This is a genomic window from Frankia sp. CcI156 (assembly GCF_001983015.1).
In the GTDB taxonomy this organism is placed as follows: Bacteria; Actinomycetota; Actinomycetes; order Frankiales; family Frankiaceae; genus Frankia; species Frankia casuarinae.
In genome coordinates this window covers 76814-92590 of the sequence record NZ_MOMD01000013.1, presented here as the reverse complement: position 1 = coordinate 92590, position 15777 = coordinate 76814, and the positions used below count along the sequence as shown (strand labels likewise).

General features: G+C 67.1%; 19 protein-coding genes. 9 read left to right on the top strand and 10 right to left on the bottom strand.

From position 1 onward, the window contains the following. The first annotated feature begins 117 nt into the window (after window positions 1-117). The 3 genes from CcI156_RS26625 to CcI156_RS06020 all read left to right on the top strand — a co-directional run bounded on the left by CcI156_RS26625 (window position 118) and on the right by CcI156_RS06020 (window position 2338). Entirely contained in the window at window positions 118-417 is a 300-nt protein-coding gene (locus tag CcI156_RS26625) for a DNA cytosine methyltransferase (protein WP_236707304.1), read from the top strand. Between the two features lie 105 nt (window positions 418-522). After that, on the top strand, window positions 523-768 hold the full coding sequence (locus tag CcI156_RS06025; protein ID WP_023841139.1) for a hypothetical protein: 246 nt from the start codon (window positions 523-525) through the stop codon (window positions 766-768). A gap of 40 nt (window positions 769-808) precedes the next feature. Beyond that, on the top strand, window positions 809-2338 hold the full coding sequence (locus CcI156_RS06020) for a recombinase family protein (RefSeq protein WP_023841138.1): 1530 nt from the start codon (window positions 809-811) through the stop codon (window positions 2336-2338). Window positions 2339-2912: 574 nt separating this feature from the next. On the opposite strand, the gene CcI156_RS06015 is transcribed toward CcI156_RS06020, so the two are convergent. Together CcI156_RS06015 and CcI156_RS06010 are read right to left on the bottom strand one after the other, a co-directional pair. Continuing rightward, window positions 2913-3254: a DUF86 domain-containing protein gene (locus tag CcI156_RS06015; RefSeq protein ID WP_023841136.1), complete on the bottom strand. Its 342-nt coding sequence runs from the start codon at window positions 3252-3254 to the stop codon at window positions 2913-2915. Next, window positions 3244-3555 (bottom strand): nucleotidyltransferase family protein, encoded by a 312-nt coding sequence (locus CcI156_RS06010; RefSeq protein ID WP_023841135.1) that lies wholly within the window; start codon window positions 3553-3555, stop codon window positions 3244-3246. The genes CcI156_RS06015 and CcI156_RS06010 overlap by 11 nt, the downstream gene beginning before the upstream one ends. A 251-nt stretch (window positions 3556-3806) precedes the next feature. Here CcI156_RS06010 and CcI156_RS06000 point away from each other — a divergent pair, with 251 nt between their 5' ends. Continuing rightward, entirely contained in the window at window positions 3807-5615 is a 1809-nt protein-coding gene (locus CcI156_RS06000) for a toll/interleukin-1 receptor domain-containing protein (RefSeq protein WP_076804678.1), read from the top strand. Window positions 5616-5788: 173 nt separating this feature from the next. After that, complete coding sequence (locus CcI156_RS05995) at window positions 5789-6004, top strand: flavodoxin (RefSeq protein WP_076804676.1); 216 nt, start codon at window positions 5789-5791, stop codon at window positions 6002-6004. A 566-nt stretch (window positions 6005-6570) separates the two neighbouring features. Here the strand turns inward: CcI156_RS05995 and CcI156_RS05990 are convergent. The 6 genes from CcI156_RS05990 to CcI156_RS05965 all read right to left on the bottom strand — a co-directional run bounded on the left by CcI156_RS05990 (window position 6571) and on the right by CcI156_RS05965 (window position 10780). Beyond that, complete coding sequence (locus tag CcI156_RS05990) at window positions 6571-6765, bottom strand: hypothetical protein (RefSeq protein WP_035912180.1); 195 nt, start codon at window positions 6763-6765, stop codon at window positions 6571-6573. A gap of 11 nt (window positions 6766-6776) precedes the next feature. Then, window positions 6777-8618 carry a B12-binding domain-containing radical SAM protein gene (locus CcI156_RS05985; protein WP_076804674.1) on the bottom strand — a complete coding sequence of 614 codons (1842 nt, stop codon included), beginning with the start codon at window positions 8616-8618 and terminating at the stop codon, window positions 6777-6779. Then, window positions 8602-9384 carry a hypothetical protein gene (locus CcI156_RS05980; RefSeq protein WP_035733189.1) on the bottom strand — a complete coding sequence of 261 codons (783 nt, stop codon included), beginning with the start codon at window positions 9382-9384 and terminating at the stop codon, window positions 8602-8604. The genes CcI156_RS05985 and CcI156_RS05980 overlap by 17 nt, the downstream gene beginning before the upstream one ends. A gap of 72 nt (window positions 9385-9456) precedes the next feature. Further along, a complete protein-coding gene (locus CcI156_RS05975) occupies window positions 9457-10062 on the bottom strand; it encodes an ATP-binding protein (RefSeq protein ID WP_023841129.1) in 606 nt (201 codons plus the stop codon). After that, entirely contained in the window at window positions 10059-10388 is a 330-nt protein-coding gene (locus CcI156_RS05970; RefSeq protein ID WP_035733191.1) for a recombinase family protein, read from the bottom strand. The genes CcI156_RS05975 and CcI156_RS05970 overlap by 4 nt, the downstream gene beginning before the upstream one ends. A gap of 44 nt (window positions 10389-10432) precedes the next feature. Continuing rightward, window positions 10433-10780, bottom strand: a complete 348-nt coding sequence (locus CcI156_RS05965) for a hypothetical protein (RefSeq protein ID WP_011437277.1) — start codon at window positions 10778-10780, stop codon at window positions 10433-10435. A 247-nt stretch (window positions 10781-11027) separates the two neighbouring features. Between CcI156_RS05965 and CcI156_RS05960 the strand changes: the two genes are divergently transcribed. Beyond that, window positions 11028-12461 carry a hypothetical protein gene (locus CcI156_RS05960; protein WP_011437276.1) on the top strand — a complete coding sequence of 478 codons (1434 nt, stop codon included), beginning with the start codon at window positions 11028-11030 and terminating at the stop codon, window positions 12459-12461. On the opposite strand, the gene CcI156_RS05955 is transcribed toward CcI156_RS05960, so the two are convergent. After that, a complete protein-coding gene (locus tag CcI156_RS05955) occupies window positions 12458-13177 on the bottom strand; it encodes an HAD family hydrolase (protein WP_011437275.1) in 720 nt (239 codons plus the stop codon). The genes CcI156_RS05960 and CcI156_RS05955 overlap by 4 nt on opposite strands. Before the next feature lie 105 nt (window positions 13178-13282). On the opposite strand from CcI156_RS05955, the gene CcI156_RS05950 reads away from it, so the two are divergent. After that, window positions 13283-14032, top strand: coding sequence for a helix-turn-helix transcriptional regulator (locus CcI156_RS05950; protein WP_023841127.1), 750 nt, complete (start codon window positions 13283-13285; stop codon window positions 14030-14032). Window positions 14033-14250: 218 nt separating this feature from the next. Here CcI156_RS05950 and CcI156_RS05945 read toward each other — a convergent pair whose 3' ends face one another. Next, complete coding sequence (locus CcI156_RS05945; protein WP_023841126.1) at window positions 14251-14559, bottom strand: hypothetical protein; 309 nt, start codon at window positions 14557-14559, stop codon at window positions 14251-14253. Window positions 14560-14651: 92 nt separating this feature from the next. Between CcI156_RS05945 and CcI156_RS05940 the strand changes: the two genes are divergently transcribed. Continuing rightward, on the top strand, window positions 14652-15179 hold the full coding sequence (locus CcI156_RS05940) for an NUDIX hydrolase (RefSeq protein WP_011437272.1): 528 nt from the start codon (window positions 14652-14654) through the stop codon (window positions 15177-15179). Beyond that, window positions 15176-15400, top strand: a complete 225-nt coding sequence (locus tag CcI156_RS05935) for a hypothetical protein (protein WP_139341420.1) — start codon at window positions 15176-15178, stop codon at window positions 15398-15400. Before CcI156_RS05940 ends, CcI156_RS05935 begins: the two co-directional genes overlap by 4 nt. Window positions 15401-15777 lie beyond the last annotated feature (377 nt).

The following is a 15777-nucleotide window of genomic DNA, read 5'->3' as shown; positions in this document are numbered from 1 at the left end:
GGCGTGCCCCAGCGCCGTGAGCGCATCTTCATTGTGGCCCATCGCCGAGACCTTCCCCGGCCAGCGGTATTTCCTCTTGACGGAGAAGGAGGTACTACTGCTCACCCTGATTCAGGAGTGGAGCGGCCGCTGTATGTGATCGGCAACGCGGATATGACGTGGCAATCCAAGGGGCCACGGTTCCGCTTCATGGGACCGGCCTACACCCTAACCACGAAGCCGGACCAGGGCATCGCCTATAGGGATGAGGCGGGCGACTGGCACGTCCGTCACCTGACGGAGCTGGAATACGAACGGCTCCAGGGATTTCCCGACGGCTGGACGGTTACGGCCGCAAAGACGCAGCGGTACAAGCAAATGGGCAACGCGGTCTCCGTGCCGGTTATTGAGGCTATCGGGCGGAGGCTGCCACGGTGACCGCCGCCGAATGGATACGGCAACAGCTCAGCCGCGCGCCCGCGCTTACGGCCGAGAAGTGGGCCGCCATCGTCGCAATCATCCGCCACGCGAAGGGCCGYCGGAATGGATGAGGAAACCCTGCTGGTATGGGAGAACCAGCTAAAGCGGGAGGCGACCGCCGACGACGCGCGCCGCGATGCTGCCCAGCGCCTTATGAGTATCCGTAACCGCGTCCTTGTTGAACTCGATGACGCCCGCGAAATTGCGTACATGGTGTACGAGGAGGAAGCGGTCACGAGGGTAATTGAGGGGGCGAGTGCGGTGCTTAGCTCCGTCGCGGAACTTGTAGCGTGGTTTGGCGACGACTAATCATCTTTATTGATTGCCCGWGATAAGGCACAAAAGGATCATGCCCTTTGACAATCGGACGATAGACCTTGAGGAGATCCACCGTGGCAATTTTGAGGGCCTGAACATCGCCGGCCTGGTCCGCCTGTCTTTTGAGGCGGACYTGGAACGCTACAAAGACAGCCCCCGCTCCGGCGGGGAAATTAACAACCGCCGGGTCCAGGAGGAAGCGATTGAAAGCTTCGTCACGCGGCGGGGCGGCACCTACATTGGCTGCTACGACGAGCCCGACACCTCCGCCTACAAGAAACGCCGCGTGACGCTGCCAAGCGGCCGCTACATCTACCGGGTAATCCGGCCAGTCTTTCAGGGCGCCTTGCAGGACTTGAAGGACGGCACATTTAAGGATGGAACAACCAGATTGGATGGACTGGCGGTATACGACCAAGACCGGCTCGTGCGTGACCCCCGCGAGCTGGAGGACTGCATCGAGGCGGTGGAATTCTGGGGCCGCCCGATCCTCGACATCCGGGGCTCGCTGGACCTGCTGACGGACAACGGCCGGCAGGCGGCCCGGCACATCGTCGTTGCAAACAACGCGCAAAGCGCGGCCACGGCCCGCCGGCTCCGCGATTCGCACCGTGCCCGCGCGCAAATGGGAATCCCCGTCGGCGGGCGGCGTCCCTTTGGCTGGGCCGATGACCGGCTTGCCCTTGACCCCGTGGAGAGTGAACACCTTCGCAAAGCCGTTGACGATCTCATTGCCGGCGTAAACGCCACCCGGATCATCCGGCACTGGAACAAGACGGGCGTGCGGACGAGCCTCGGCAACATGTGGGGCAGGGCAAGCCTTATCGCCCTCGTCACCAATCCGCGTCTGGCCGGCTGGCAGGTTCACCGGGGCAAAATGGCCCTGGACCCGTCCGGCAGACCGATTAAGGGCCAGCATGAGCCATTGGTGGACAATGACACCTGGCTTAAGGTCTGCGAGGTGGTGAAACCGAAGCGGCGGCGGACCGGGGAGCGGGCGGCGCGGCGGAAATACCTACTCGCTGGTGTCATCCGCTGCGGTGTGTGCGGCCGCCGGCTTCGCGGGGCATGGTACAAGCAGGARAACAATCACTACTACCACTGTGTGGCCAATCAGCCGGGCCGCTGTCCTGGGGTAATGGGCTCCGGGCGGACGATTGACGGGCTCGTGACTGACCTGGTGCTGGATTACCTGGCAGAACGGACCGTGGCGACGGCGGAGGAAACTTGGCCGAAGGCGGCGGAACTTGAGGCGGCCGAGGCACGGACGGTGGAGCTGATGGCCGCCTACGACGCCGGGGAACTCGACGGAAAATATGTTTTCCCACGGGTACAGGAGAAGGAGGAGCAAATTGCGAAGCTGCGCGAGGAGCAAACGGCGTGGCTGAGGGAGCACTCGGGGCCGCGAAGCACCAACGTGGCGGAAGCCTGGCCSTCCCTGGAGGTGGAGCAGCGGCGCGCCGTGATTGCGTCGGTAATCGAGGCCGTGGTCTTGAGGCGGCCTGACCGCCCCCGGTCGAAATTCGACCCGGAGCGCCTTGAGGTGGTTTGGAAAGCGTGAGAAATTACCCGKAGCCCCGTGTGGAGTGGGTGCCGGCGCCGGCCCCGGATGGCGTGGCGCTTCATCTGCGCTATCGGGAGCCGGCGGACACTATTCACCCGGACGGGTGGCTCTCACCCGTAAATCATGTGGAAGACGTCGCCCACGCCACGAGGCTGATTGACGCAATTCACCATCTGGCAGGTTTGGACGCAGCCACCCGGCGCGTTTGGGTGGTGAAGCCCTGCACCTGCAACACCTAATCCTCCCTCGCGGAGGGTTGGGTTGGCCCGTCTCCTTTTGGAGGCGGGCCGTTTTTCGCGGTTGCTGCCATGTAGGTTGGCGCGCGGGACCGCGCTGGGAGCTGGAGGCGGCAAGCCTGCCGAAGGGGGCAGACGGGGCGGAGGGGCGCCCGTCCATGATCGCCCCGACCCCTACCTTAGCCACGGTGCTGCGACCAGAAGTCGCTGCGAACCACGGTGCTCGTGTTCTTACGGAGCGTATTCGTCGTGACCTTCGGGTTATCGTGGAGACGAGCGTCCGGTGGTGGCGCCCAGTCCACCGTGCCGGTAGGCCGACCTCGGCCGCCGGTGGGTCAGTCTTCCGCGAGCATTCCGCGGACCACTTGTTCGAGTTCTGGGAGTTTTTCCTGGAGTACCTGCCAGACGAGGGCGTCGTCGACGGTGGCGTAGCCGTGGATGAGGATGTTCCGGAAGGCGACTATGCGGGGGAGTTCGGGGATCGCGGCGGCGAGGTTCGGGGCTGCCTTGGAGAGTTGGTTGAGCGCCTCTCCGATGATCTCGAATTCGCGCTCGACAGCGGCGCGGAGCATCGCGTTTGCCTGATAGTCGGCGAAGGTCTGGCCGTGAGCGAAGCCTCGGGCGAGTTCGGCGGCGTTCGCGGCGTCCCAGAGGTACTTGCGCGGCTCAGGCGGCATACAGGGGCTGCCTGGTGCGCATGACCTGGTCGCGGAAGTAGGGGTTGCGGATGCTGGTGACGCTGACGACGTCGACGGCGCGTCCGAGCAGGCGTTCGAGTCCCTCTTTGAGGGCGAAGTAGGTGCCGTAGTAGTCGAATCCGGCGCGGTCTGCGTCGAACTCGACGAGGACGTCGACGTCGCTGCTGTCGAGGTCGAAGGCGTCGCTGGTCGCGGAGCCGAAGAGGTCGAGGCGGCGGATGCCGAGCCGACGGCAGAGTCCTTGGATCTCCGCCCGCCTGGCCTCGATCAATGGGTGCATGGTCACCTCCTCTGGGGAGATTGTGCCCGACCTGGCGACCGGTGCGCCCGAACGGGATGCCCGTGAAGTGTGTCGAAGAAGGGCGCCGACGCCAGCCGCGTCGCCCTCCTGCGGGCCGCAGCCGACAGGGCGGGGTACGAGAGGCTGCCCTCGCGCTCGCGGACGCACAGCGCGTACGAGGTGGACGACCACTGGGAGTACCGGCACGGCCGGTACTGGGAGGATAAGGGGCGACAGCGGATAATCGACCCGTGACCGGCGGGGGGACCACGGGCTGGGACTACTTCGTCTCGTACGCCCAGGCGGATCGGGCGGCGGCGGAGTGGATCGCCTACGAGTTGGAGAGTACTGGCGCCCGGGTCCTGATTCAGGCGTGGGATTTCGTGCCGGGCACGAACTGGCCGGAACTCATCCAGCGTGGGGTCACCACCGCCAAGGTACTGATCCCCGTGCTGTCCGCCGACTACCTGACCTCCGCCGGGGGCACCGCGGAATGGCAGGCAGTGTGGGCGGCCGACATATCGGGCCAGCGGCGGCGGGTCGTCCCCATCTTGATCACCGACCCTGGCGGTCTCGATCTCGGCCTGGCCGGCACTCGCGCCTGGATCGACCTCCACGACCTGTCCGCCGCCGACGTCGCCGCCGCCCGCGCCCGGCTACTCGACGGGCTGAACGCGGCACAGACCGGCCGGGCAAAACCCACCGGCCGAGTGCCCTTCTCCGGCGGTCGCTCMGCCGCTCGGGTGAACGCCGGCCCTCCGAAGCGCGCAGGTTCCCGAACCCCGCCGGTGCAATCGGCGCCAGACCGAGATTCGTCAGCACCAGAAACACGACAGCCAGCGTCGGAGCCGGCCCCGGCGACCGAAGCCACTCGTTGGTCGACCGCCGGCCTCGTGAGTCGTGCCGAGTATCTGAGGCCGGCACGGCGGGCAACGTCGGGTCCCTTCTACGACGCGAATCGGCGAATACTAGAGCGCGGTCATCCGGTCCGCCTCATCGGCCCTACCGGCCCGGCAGCCGCGGTGACATTTGCCCCCGACAAGCCCGTCTTGGCCGCCGCCTTCTCTGGTCCCAGCGGCGGGGTATGGCGGTGGGATGTGGCCGATCCGGCCGCCGCCGAACAGTTCCGTTCGCCGCTGACCGGCGCTGTYGGTGGGATGAYGTCAGTGGTATTCGCCCCAAACGGCACAACGTTGGCCGCCGGTGGCGCCGATGGAAGGATTTTCCGGTGGGATGTGGCCAGCCTGGCCGTTCCCCAGCCAGTCGGTCCACCGCTGACCGGCCCCACCGACGCCGTGCGGTCGATCGCGTTCAGTCCAGACGGCACGGTTTTGGCCRCCAGCGATGGCAGAACGATACTCCTGTGGGATGTTGCCACTTGGAGCCAGATCGGCCCGCCGCTCACCGGCCCCACTGGCATCGTGGAGTCGGTGGCCTTCGCGCCGAACGGACGAACCCTGGCCGCCGGCGCCTGCGCCGATCCCAAGGAGCCTGAGCCGTTGTCGACCGGCGGCCTATGGCTGTGGGACGTGTCCGCCCCCGCCAACCCCCGACTGGTTGCCAGGTCACGGAAAACCGGCGGCCTGTCGGGAGTCGCGTTCGCTCCAGACGGCCGAACGCTGGCCGCCGCATCGAACCTCTATAGAGAGGCGGGCCGGTTTGGGGTGTATCTGTGGGATGTAACGGGCGGAGCTTACCGGATTGTCGACGCAGCCGAAGAGATCGCGTCCACAGACACCTGTCTTGCTGAAGCTCAAACTGCTGTACCTAAAGCGAGGGGGCTTGCTCGCTACGCAGCCATATCCGGAACTGCCACCATATCTCGAATCGCCACCTTTGCGGTAGCAATTTCTCCAAATGGCCTGATCTTGGCTAGTGGTCGCGCCGATGGAATGGTGTGGCGGTGGGACGTGGCCAATCCAGCCGCCAGCCGGCGGCTCGGGCCGCTGCTTACTGGTTACGCGGGCCCAACCGGCCCTKTGCGATCAATCGCGTTCGCACCGAACGGCCRAACCCTGGCCGCTGCAAGCGGGACTGTGTCGTTGTGGGTTGCGAAATGATTCGCCCTACCCATCCGCTGGAATGGAATGCCTGCGCGTGGGGCTTGCTGGTAGTTGGGCGTGATGAGGGCGGCAAGCCTCCTGGAGCAGGAGAAGCGGGGCGGAGGAGCACTCATCCATGATCGCCGCGACCCCTACCTTAGCGAGGGTGCTGCGACCAGACCTACTTTCCCGTGCTTGAGGCGACCATCGGCCGGCCGTACGCCTTGTATGTCCACGGCAACAGCGACACGACCGGTGYGATCCGTGGGGTCGAGACCATCGCGACCGGGCTGAAGTGGAAGCGCCTTCGGGAGCCGCTGTCGACCATCGGCGAGGTAGATGCCGCTGTACGCGAGGCCTGTTGGGAGCTCGGCGCCACAGCTGCGGCCAGCCTGATGGACGATTGACCCGGGCGTGCCGGTATGGCACTGAACGTGACCGCACGGCGCACGCGACTTTCCTCATGTTTTTGCGGCCAGATCTACTACCCGTGCCTCGACGTGGCGGTAGGCCGGCCGTACGCGCTGTCCACGGTAGCGCGGTAGGTCCACGGCAGTAGTTATACGACCGGCGGGACTCGCGCCGTCGCAACGATCGCCACCGGACTGAAGTGGAAGCACCCCACGAACCTTTTTCGATCATCGTCGAGGTGGACGCGGCTGCCCGCGGAGCCTGTCGGGAGTTCGGCGCCACGGCAGCGGCCAGCCTGATGAAGAGACCTGGAGGGACCGGCCGAAGGCGAGTGCTGTCTGGACGCGTCAGCGGACGGGAGGCATTGCGTGCCAGGGGTCCCAGGTGGACCAGGCCTGCCAGTTCGGCAGGCCGTCGTCGCACAGCCAGTTCCATGAATGCCAAACCGTGCCGTCTCGGTCTATACCAACGAGCTCTTGGTGGCGGTCGGAGTGGGAGCCGGCGGCGATGGCGGTGAGCCACCCGGTCCGCACGGGGCGGGTGGTCGTGTCGGAAGCGACGGTCAGGCGCTGCTCTGCTCCGGTAGCGGCATGTGTGGGGGCGTGGTGTCGTCGCGTGGAGTGGTCATGTCCGTCCAGTCCGACCAGCCGGGCTCGGGCCAGTACCACCGGTGTCGCATCCGGCCGGTGGCGTCGAGCGCGTATACCTCCAGGTGACCTTCGGTGAGGGAGGACACCGCGATGTCCGTCGCTGTCATGCCCAGGCGGGTTAGCTTGTGCCAGTCGGACCATTGCGGTTCGGGCATCCACCAGCGGTGCCAGACCTCGCCCTCGACGAGGACGAACAGTTCCTGGTGGGCTCGTCCATGGGAGCCCACCGCGATGGCGTCGAGTGGCCGATCCCAGGGCCCRGCCATGTGGTGCCAGTCGGACGTACGTAGTCGGAAGTCCCGTTGAGTTGATCGACGTTGGCGGTGGCTGGGGGGACTGGGTGTGGCCTGATGGTCTCCGTGGGTGACGGTTCGCTGGTCGGGATAGTTTGCTGCGGTGCGTGGCGGTTGTCGAGTCGGGTGTTTGCGGCGTTGCTGGTGGTGAGGCGCTGGCGGATGTGTTGGTGGAGAACGGCCGTCTGCGAGTCGAGCTCGCGGAGCTGAGGACGGAGCATGCCCGGCTGCTCGCGGGACAGCTCCACCAGGGCCGCACGCACCTCATCCACGGTGGCCTCCCCGAATTGGATGTTCACGGAGAAGTTGAACTCATCCCGACCGCGCATGGCCTCGTCGAGCCCGCCTTCGGTGAGGTCAACGGCGGTGTAGGCCAGCAGTTGCGCGGGCTGGTAGCGGCCGGTAGCCACGATGCGGTCCCACTCCGGCGTCCCCGGATACGGGCGGAACTCGAAGACGGAGGCCCGGAAGTTCCCCGGCTGGCCGTCGGCCACCTCCCACAACTCCCTGACGTGGCGGACGGTGGCCGCCAGCTCCTCCCGCGTCTCGGTGGGGAAGCCCAAGATGAAGTATCCCTTCACCGAGATGCCGCGCTCGTTGAGGCGGCGGACCACGGAGCGGGTCATGTCCGGGGTGATCCGCTTACCCATGTACTTCAAGAGCCGTTCACTGCCGGACTTGACGCCCAGGGCAACTTCGCGCAGGCCGTTGGCGGCCAGCACATCCAACAGGGCGTTGTCGACCCGATGCAGGATGTTGATGCGGCCGGTGGCGTCCCAGACGAAGCGGTCCCCGAGGCGAGCGGCGGTGAAGGCCTCCATGCACTGGCGGATGAACCGCTCGTAACCGAGAAAAAGATCATCGACGAAGCGGAAGGCGGTCACGCCGCCTGTGGCGTGCAGCACCTCCATCTCCGCGATGATGCCGGCCGGGGTGCGGGTGCGGATGGTGATGTCTGGGTTGGCGCTAACAGCAGCGCCGCAGAAGGAGCAATCGTAAGGACACCCGCGGGCACCGACCATGTTGGCCTCGACGCGGCCGTCTGGCGCCTGGTACGGGTCGCCCACCAGAAACCGGCGGTCGACGAAGGGCAGGCGGTCCACATCCGGGCTCAGGTGGTGGCCCGCGCCCGGACGGCCGCCGGTGACAGGCTGGCGAAGGATGGGATCGAGCCACATCACGCCGGGCAGGTCGGCGCGGGAGCGTTTGTCCTGCAACAGCTCAGCCACGCGGGTCTCGCCCTCGCCCAGCACCAGGGCCTCCAGCGCCCCGAAACGGGGGTCGGTGATGATGGCRGCAGGCATGGCCTTGGCCTGGTGCCCGCCGATCATGACCATGATGTCCCGGTCCAAGCCGGCGGCGATTTCGGCGCTCACCTCGTAGGTGGGGGCCAGGAGGTTGAAACCGGCCCAGCGCGGTCCGAGGCGGTTCACCAGTTGATAGGTCTCTTTGACGCCGAGCCCCAAAGCCTCGGCGTCGAGCACGCCGACGTTGAAGCCTTGGGCCGCCGCGTAGGTTGCGATGTAGGCCATGCCCAACACGGGCAACGTGAAGTCGTTTACCCGTGGGCGGACGCCGTAGTCACGCAGCGGGGCGTTAATAAAAACGGCGTCGAGCGGCTGGTTCAGGTCGGCGCCCAGGACGGGGCCGTCATCCAATGTCTCCACGGTATGAACCCCAAGCGAGGGTCAGTATGGTCAAGGTTGATAGGTGTTCCCCCGCCAGATGCCGCCACTGGGCACCGAAGGCACGCTCATTGTTGAACCAATGGTGCGCTGGGGCAGCTCGCCCCGCCCACGTGCGTACGGCCAGATCGGCGTAGGGGTAGAGGTCCCAGGTATTGGTGTAGTCAGCAACAGCAGCGCCGGCCGTCCAAGGGCCAATCCGCTGGACGCTTTGCAATTCGTCGACCAGGGCAGCCAGGGGTAGGCGGTTCCAGTTTTCGCCGTGGGCCAGGTAGGCCGTAGCGGCGGCCCGCAGCGCTGGCCGCTTGAAAGCTAGCCCTAGTTCTCCGTACTGCTCGTCGTCTAGCTCTAGGATTTTTTCGGGGCTCGGAAACAGGCCGAACGCGCCACCGTCCGGCAGCGCCACTTGCTCGCCGTGGGCCGCACATAGTGCCCGGTAGAGCTTCTTGGATTGCCCCGCCCGGATGACTTGACGCAAGATCGCGGTCGCTAGGGCCTCCCACAGCGAGGGGTTGCGGAAACGTCCCACCAGCCCGAGGCCAGCCAGCTCCTTGGCGAGCTCCGGCACTTCGCTAGCTGCTCCCTCCGGCAAGCCGAAGACATCCGCCAGCGGCTCCGCCGCCTCATCGCCCAGTGCCGCGAGCGTCAATTTGCCGCCGTGAACCTCCGCCAAGACCGGGCCGCCAGGCAACGCAAATACGCGGCGTACCCCATCTGCTGCGGGAAGCCAGGCGGGGTACTCGGTCATCCAGCGGTCTGCGGCAAACGGCATGAGGAAACTCCGGAAGTACGACGGTATTGGGCGAAGATATTGGCGCTATTATCTCATGGCGTCACTCCGGGGTAGGCGACTGTCCAGGGCTTGCAGGCCAGCGAGCACCCGTTTTAGAACTGCCATGTCATCGAAAACCAACCCAGGATCGGCACGTGCAACCGTAGCCCGACGGTGCGGGAGAAGCGGGTGCGACTCCTGGGATTCGGGCGGTGCCGGTGCCTCAATCTGGCACCAGGTCACTTTGCCAACTCCGGTGGGTGATGGGTAGTAGGCTGCCGCCGTRCTCAGGGCTTCGACAATGTGAAGGCCCCGGCCACTCTCACCGTGAAGATACTGAACCTGAAGTTCGGGCGGCTTCGGGTTGCGATCCCAGACTTCAAGTATGAGGCTCCCGGCGGCCCAACTGATGCGCATGGATACGATGGGCCTTGAGCCGCCGCCGGAACTTTGGGTGGCCCGGACGGCATTAGTAATGAGTTCTGAAATCAACAGGGCCGTGGTGTCGAGAAGATCTGTAAGCCCCCAGTCCTCCAGCAGCTCGGCCGCCGCTTGCCGCGCCAAGGCCGGGGCCGTGGTGGTGGTGGTGAACTGGTGGACGCTCGCGCGCAGGTGAGCGGCTGGCTGGGGTGCAGTGCTGGCCGGAAGGTTCATGTCGACCTCGGCGAAGGGACGGCGGGCGTTACGGTGAGCACCCGCGCGCCCAACACCTCGATCTCCACTTCGATGGCCTGCCGGACGGCGGGCAAGGGAGAGAGGTGATCGAGACTTGCCACCAGGACCCCGGCGGCTTCCGACCTCATGACGGCTTCGAGGAGGACCGTGAGGCCGGGACGCACGATGCGCCCCGGGGGAATGGAACGGTCGACAAAAATTTCTGCCAGGGCCAAGCCTTCGGCCTGCGCGTGGGCGGTGAGCTGGTCGTGGAGCCGGTCGATTTCGGCTTCGTCGGCGTGCTCGGAGCTGATGTAGCCGTACACCGTCCGCGCCGACTGGCACTCCGCCGAGGACGGCGGGCGGCCGTTCATGAGGCGGTGAAGCGGGTGGTGGCCTGGCTGCTCGGAAGGAACCCCGGCCAGATGAGGAAGGCCCGGCGGGACAGGCTAGCGGCAGGGGTGCGGCGCTGGCGGGCCAGCATCCGCCGCGCCTCGCCGTGCAACCGGCGCAGTTCCGCGGTGACGGCTTCGGTTCGCTCTTCCAAGGCTGCCTGCTGTACAGCGGTGGTGGGCAGGTCGCCCGCGTCGCAAGCGAGGACGACGCCAGCGGCTTCCAGCCGTCCCAACGCCGCCCCGAGCCCTTCGGCGATGAGCCGCAGCGCCGCACTGCCCAGCGGCCCCAGTACGGAGTCTTGCCTTCCGGTGTTTGCATCCACCGGTGCCTCCAATCCTGGCAGGAAGATCCACTGATGTGGACGGGCGCCCGAGGCCGGGGAGCAGGGTCCTCTACCCGGCCCCGGGCGCCTTGGTCCTCAGCGTGAGCGGGCGGGACGGATGCGGCCATGCCGGGCCATGTATGACGGCTATACGTGCCGCCTCCAGTTCCCCACCTGGCGTGACCAATGCCCCTTTACACTGCTGCCGAGCGCACTTGGATGACCACGAGTGGAAGCGGCCGGGGGCATGGACAGGGCATCAGGCCGGTACTGCCGCTCCTGCGGGAGCCGTCTCGCCCGCGACAACGCGGCCGGGTCCTGTGCCCCCTGCCAGCGCAAACAGGAGCAGCTGCGCCTTCAGGCCCCGGTGGTGCCTGATCACTTCTGGCAGACCGATGAACTACGCGACGCCCTGGCCAGCTGGCACATGGGCCGGGTGATCGCCGCCTACCGCCGCAACCCCTGGCACGGCCGGGTGCTGGCGCAGGAACTGGTTGGCGGCTGGGCCGACCTCTCCCAGGTGCAGCTATCCCGCATCGAGTCCGGCCCGCCGATCAAGGACCTGGACCGGCTGATGATGTGGGCGCGCACCTTGCGCATCCCCGCTCATCTGCTGTGGTTCCAGCTCCCCGAGCAGCGCCCCGCACCTGTAGCGGCGGCCCCGACGCCGCCGGTACCCGCGGGGCCGGACCTGCCGGCGCTGCTGGGCAGCCTGACGGCTGGGCGCCTCCCGTTGGCCGCCGGCGAGACCCGTAGCCCCACCATCGGCATTTCCGCCTTCGAGGGCATGACTACGGGCCAGAGCGCCGAACTGCTGCTGCAATTGTTCTTGCAGCTTGACGACGAGTTGGGCGGCGACAGCCTGTATCTGCCCCTATCCCGGTACGTGGCCCGGATGGCCGTGACGGTGGAGCAGGACCCCGGTGATGGTTTGCTCGCTTTCGGCCAGCTCGCCCAGATGACGGGGTGGCTGGCGCTGGACGCTGACCACCACGCCCAGGCCCGCCGCTACTTCACCACCACCATCTACGTGGCCCATGAGAGCGACGAACCGGGCCTGGCCGCCAGCGCCCTGGGTTATATGAGCCTTCAGGAGACCTACCGGGGGCGGCGGGGGCCGGCGCTGTCGCTAGCGCAAACCGCGCTCGCCTCCGGGACGGCCGGGCTTACGCCGCTGACCAAGACGATGTTGGGTACCCGCCTGGCTCGGGCCCAGGCCGGCGTTGGCGACCAGGACGGCTGCCGCCGCACCTTGGACGCCGCCCGTACCGACTTCGAGGCCGCCGGCCACCGGGACGAGCCCATGTGGGTGTCCTACGTCGACGAGGTAGAGGTAGCCGCCCAGGAAGGCGCCTGCCTGCTGGAACTGGGCCAAACCGGCGAGGCCGCCTCGGCGCTGACGCAGGCCATTGGCCTGCTTACCCAGCGCACACCCCACCGCATCCGGGACCAGGTGCATTACCTGTCCCGGCTGGCGAAGTGCCACTTGAAGGCGGGCGACGTTGAGCAGGCCTGCCAGACGGCGGCCGATGCCCTCTCCCTGAGCGAAGCCATCGGCTCGACGCGGGTAGCTCTGCGCCTGAAAGAATTTGCGGACGGGCTTGAGCCCTTCGGCACCGTGCCCGCGGCGCGGGACTTCGGCGAGCGGTTCCGCCTGGCGACCGCTGGCCCCGGCAGTTAGCCCACGAGGCCGAAGACGGCCGCTTGGAGGGCGCGGGGCCGGGTGAGGTCCGGCAAAACGGCTTCGGCCCCAGCGGCCTCGAGGTCCGCCACGGTGCTGCCGCCGGTGGCAACGCCCACCGCCCGCACACCAGCATCGTGGGCGCCCTTGACATCGTGCGGCGTATCCCCGATCACCACCACCCTGGGCCGGGGGAAGCTCACCTGGTGGGCGGCCTCGGCCCGCTTAACCGCCAGCCGGACCAACACGGCCCGGTCGCTGTCGTCGTCGCCGTAGCCGCCCACGGCCAGGTCTAGATGCTCCGTGAGCCCGAAGGCGGCCAGCTTGACTTCGGCGATGGAGTGCAGGTTGCCCGTCACGACAGATTGCACAACACCATCGGCAACGAGAGCCGCGATGGCCTCCCCAGCACCGGGCAGGCTGCGGCCGGCGCCCCGCATCCGGTCCTGGAGCTGCCGGGCCGCCTCGCCCAGGGCGTCGTAGAAGGCCGGTAGCAGCGGCTCCGGCTCGGTGATCCCGCCGAGTTGGAGCGTCTCGATAATGATCGCCCGCTCCGTGCGGCCGGTCATGTCGGCCAGCTGTTCCATGGGGCTGCCCGTTACCAGCTGGTAGGCGCGGGCGTAGATGTCCCGGCTGACGCCCTTGATCTCTAGCAGGGTGTGGTCGACGTCCCAAAGGATGAGGGCCGGTGCGGTCACCCGGTCATGATCCCACATCGAAGGAACGGCGGGTGRTGACCGCCGGCTCCCGTCCGGTGGACTTTTGGCCGCTACACTCTCGATCACGTTGATACCCAGGCGGCATCCCACGGGAGCGATCACATGCCGGAGCTGGCCGCGCCTTACTGCGAGTGCGGCACCCGGCTGGCCGCCGACAACGCCGGCCCCCGCTGCACCGGATGCCTGGGGCGAGTCCGCCGGGAAGCCGAAGGCCCGCCGGCGCTTCCGGATCACTTCTGGCAGACCGATCAACTCCGCGACGCCTTCGCGGCCCAGCACATCGGCCTGATCTCCGTGGCCTACCGCCAAAGCCCGTACCACCGCCGGCCCATCAGCCAGGAGCGGCTTGGTGGGTGGCTCAATTTGACCCAGGCCCAGGTGAGCCGGATCGAGAGTGGCCCGCCCATCCGGGACTTGGACCGCCTGACGCACTGGGCCAGGACACTTCGGCTGCCGCCTGCCCTGCTTTGGTTCGACCTTCCCGGGCAACCGCGGGTACCCCTGGCGGCGTCTTCCACGCCGGCCTGGATGGGTGGACCGGGTTACGGCTCCATCGCTGCCACCGTCGAGGGTGGAGCCCTGGAGACGATCCGCGCCGCCGCCCTGGCCTTCCGGGCTGCCGACCGCCAGCTCGGGGGCGGGCGGCTGTACCCAGTGGTAGTGCGGTTCATCCAGACCGAAGTTGCTCCGCAGCTGGTGGGCCACCAGCACCCGCCGTCGGCGGTATTTTCGGCGGCCTCGTCGCTGACGGACATGGCCGGCTGGCCTACGACGACGAGCGGGGCGACCTCGCGGGGCAGCACTTCGTGCAGGCCTTCGGCCTTGCCACCGCCGCCGGCGACCAAGCCCTGAGTGCCCAAGCCCTCGTGAGCCAGAGTCACCTAGCCTTGGAGGATGACCGTCCCCGCGACGCCGTCCGGCTGGCCGAGGCTGGCCTTGCCCTGGTGCCGGATGATCCGGGCTGCGGCGCATTGCGTACCCGGCTTCATGCCATGAAGGCCAGGGGCAGCGCCTTGGCCGGAGCACCGGCCGACTGCTTGACCGCCCTCCGGGCCTCCGTACTGGAACTGTCACGTGCCGCCACCGGTGGCCACGAGTGGCTGAGCCCATTCGACGAAGCAGCGCTGGCCGCTGAGGCCGCCATTTGCTTGCGGGATCTTCGTGACCTTGCCGGAGCCGAGCGCCAGGTTGCCCGCGTGCTGGAGCTTCGAGGCCCCGACCGGGTTCGTAGCCGGGCCTTCGGGAACCTGACCTTGGCCACGGTGCGTCTTGGGGCCGGCGACCTTGAGGGGGCGTGTGAAGCCGGCGGCCAGGTGCTCGACGTGACGCCGCATCTGGCATCCGATCGCGTCGTCGGCCAGCTTCGGGCCCTTGGCCACCGGCTTGAACCTCACGGAGCTGTTGGGCCCGTAGCCAATTTTCTTGGGCGGATGACCACGACGTTGCCACGACCCCGGCCGGCTGAGGCTTCATGAACATCGAACAGGAGTGGGAGGCCAGCTACGCCGGCCGCGATGCCGCCGAGTTCGCCCACCTGGCCGAAGGCAACGCCCGCCAGGCCCGCAAGCGGGTATCGGCTGATGCTCTGATCCGCGACGAAGCCGGCCGCCTCCTGCTGGTTGATCCGACATACAAGCCGGATTGGGATCTACCGGGCGGGATGGCTGAAGCCAACGAGCCGCCGCGGGACGCCCTGCGGCGCGAGCTGAAGGAAGAACTCGGTCTTGATCCGCAGGTGGGTGACCTGCTGTGCGTGGACTGGGTTTCACCGCATGGGCCGTGGGATGACCTGCTGGCCTTCGTCTTCGACGGCGGCGCCCTCACCCAGCAGCAAGCGCAGGGGCTGCGCTCCGTGGACCCGGAGCTGGCGGCCGTCCGCTTCTGCTCCCCGGAGGAGGCGGCCCAGCTACTCCGGCCGTATGTATGGCGGCGGGTACACGTAGCACTCGCCGTGCTGGGCGGAGGAGGTGTCCGCTACCTCCAGGACGGCCATAGTTGACCGTCCTGGTGCTGCTGGGACGGTCGTTCAACAGAAGTACAGGCACTTTGCACCAGCCTGCCGCCCTCGACAACTCCGCGCGAGCCTGGGCGGTGGAGCTGGCCCGCGCAGCCTGGCGCATGTTCGTCGTCGTCTRCCTGGCCATCGAGGTCACGCATTGCGTCCTGAGTGGTCGCAAGCGGCCCCGGCACCGCCGCTTGCCGAGCATCCGGCCGCCCTGAAGCGGCGCAAATGAAAAAGCGGCTGCCCGCTGGAACGGGAGCCGCAATAAGCACTAACGGAAAAACTCACTCTTAGCTTACCGGGCATCCGGATGTCGGTCAATGCCTTTCGTCAGCCTACCCYTCCCCTTACAAGTCAAAGGGGTCGCGGCCGGTGCTCGGCTAAGAGGGACAGTAAACAAGGAACTCCGCCATGAGCGCCTTCATGGTATCTAATACACACATTGATGCCCTCCTCACAGCTGCTCTCCATTTCGGCACGCAACTTCCCTTGTCCTGGTATGACACCAAAGAGAAACCCGCTGAGGGCTACCAGCGAGGAGCACCCTGGGGGCCAGGGACGGCCGAGTGGTAAAACAACACCGCCGTACCTTGAC

Coding starts and splice junctions, on each gene's coding strand:
- CcI156_RS06025 (WP_023841139.1), top strand. CDS start 523: ATGGATGAGGAAACCCTGCTGGTATGGGAGAACCAGCTAAAGCGGGAG.
- CcI156_RS06015 (WP_023841136.1), bottom strand. CDS start 3,254: ATGCCGCCTGAGCCGCGCAAGTACCTCTGGGACGCCGCGAACGCCGCC.
- CcI156_RS06010 (WP_023841135.1), bottom strand. CDS start 3,555: ATGCACCCATTGATCGAGGCCAGGCGGGCGGAGATCCAAGGACTCTGC.
- CcI156_RS05990 (WP_035912180.1), bottom strand. CDS start 6,765: ATGACAGCGACGGACATCGCGGTGTCCTCCCTCACCGAAGGTCACCTG.
- CcI156_RS05980 (WP_035733189.1), bottom strand. CDS start 9,384: ATGACCGAGTACCCCGCCTGGCTTCCCGCAGCAGATGGGGTACGCCGC.
- CcI156_RS05960 (WP_011437276.1), top strand. CDS start 11,028: ATGGACAGGGCATCAGGCCGGTACTGCCGCTCCTGCGGGAGCCGTCTC.
- CcI156_RS05955 (WP_011437275.1), bottom strand. CDS start 13,177: ATGTGGGATCATGACCGGGTGACCGCACCGGCCCTCATCCTTTGGGAC.
- CcI156_RS05950 (WP_023841127.1), top strand. CDS start 13,283: ATGCCGGAGCTGGCCGCGCCTTACTGCGAGTGCGGCACCCGGCTGGCC.
- CcI156_RS05940 (WP_011437272.1), top strand. CDS start 14,652: ATGAACATCGAACAGGAGTGGGAGGCCAGCTACGCCGGCCGCGATGCC.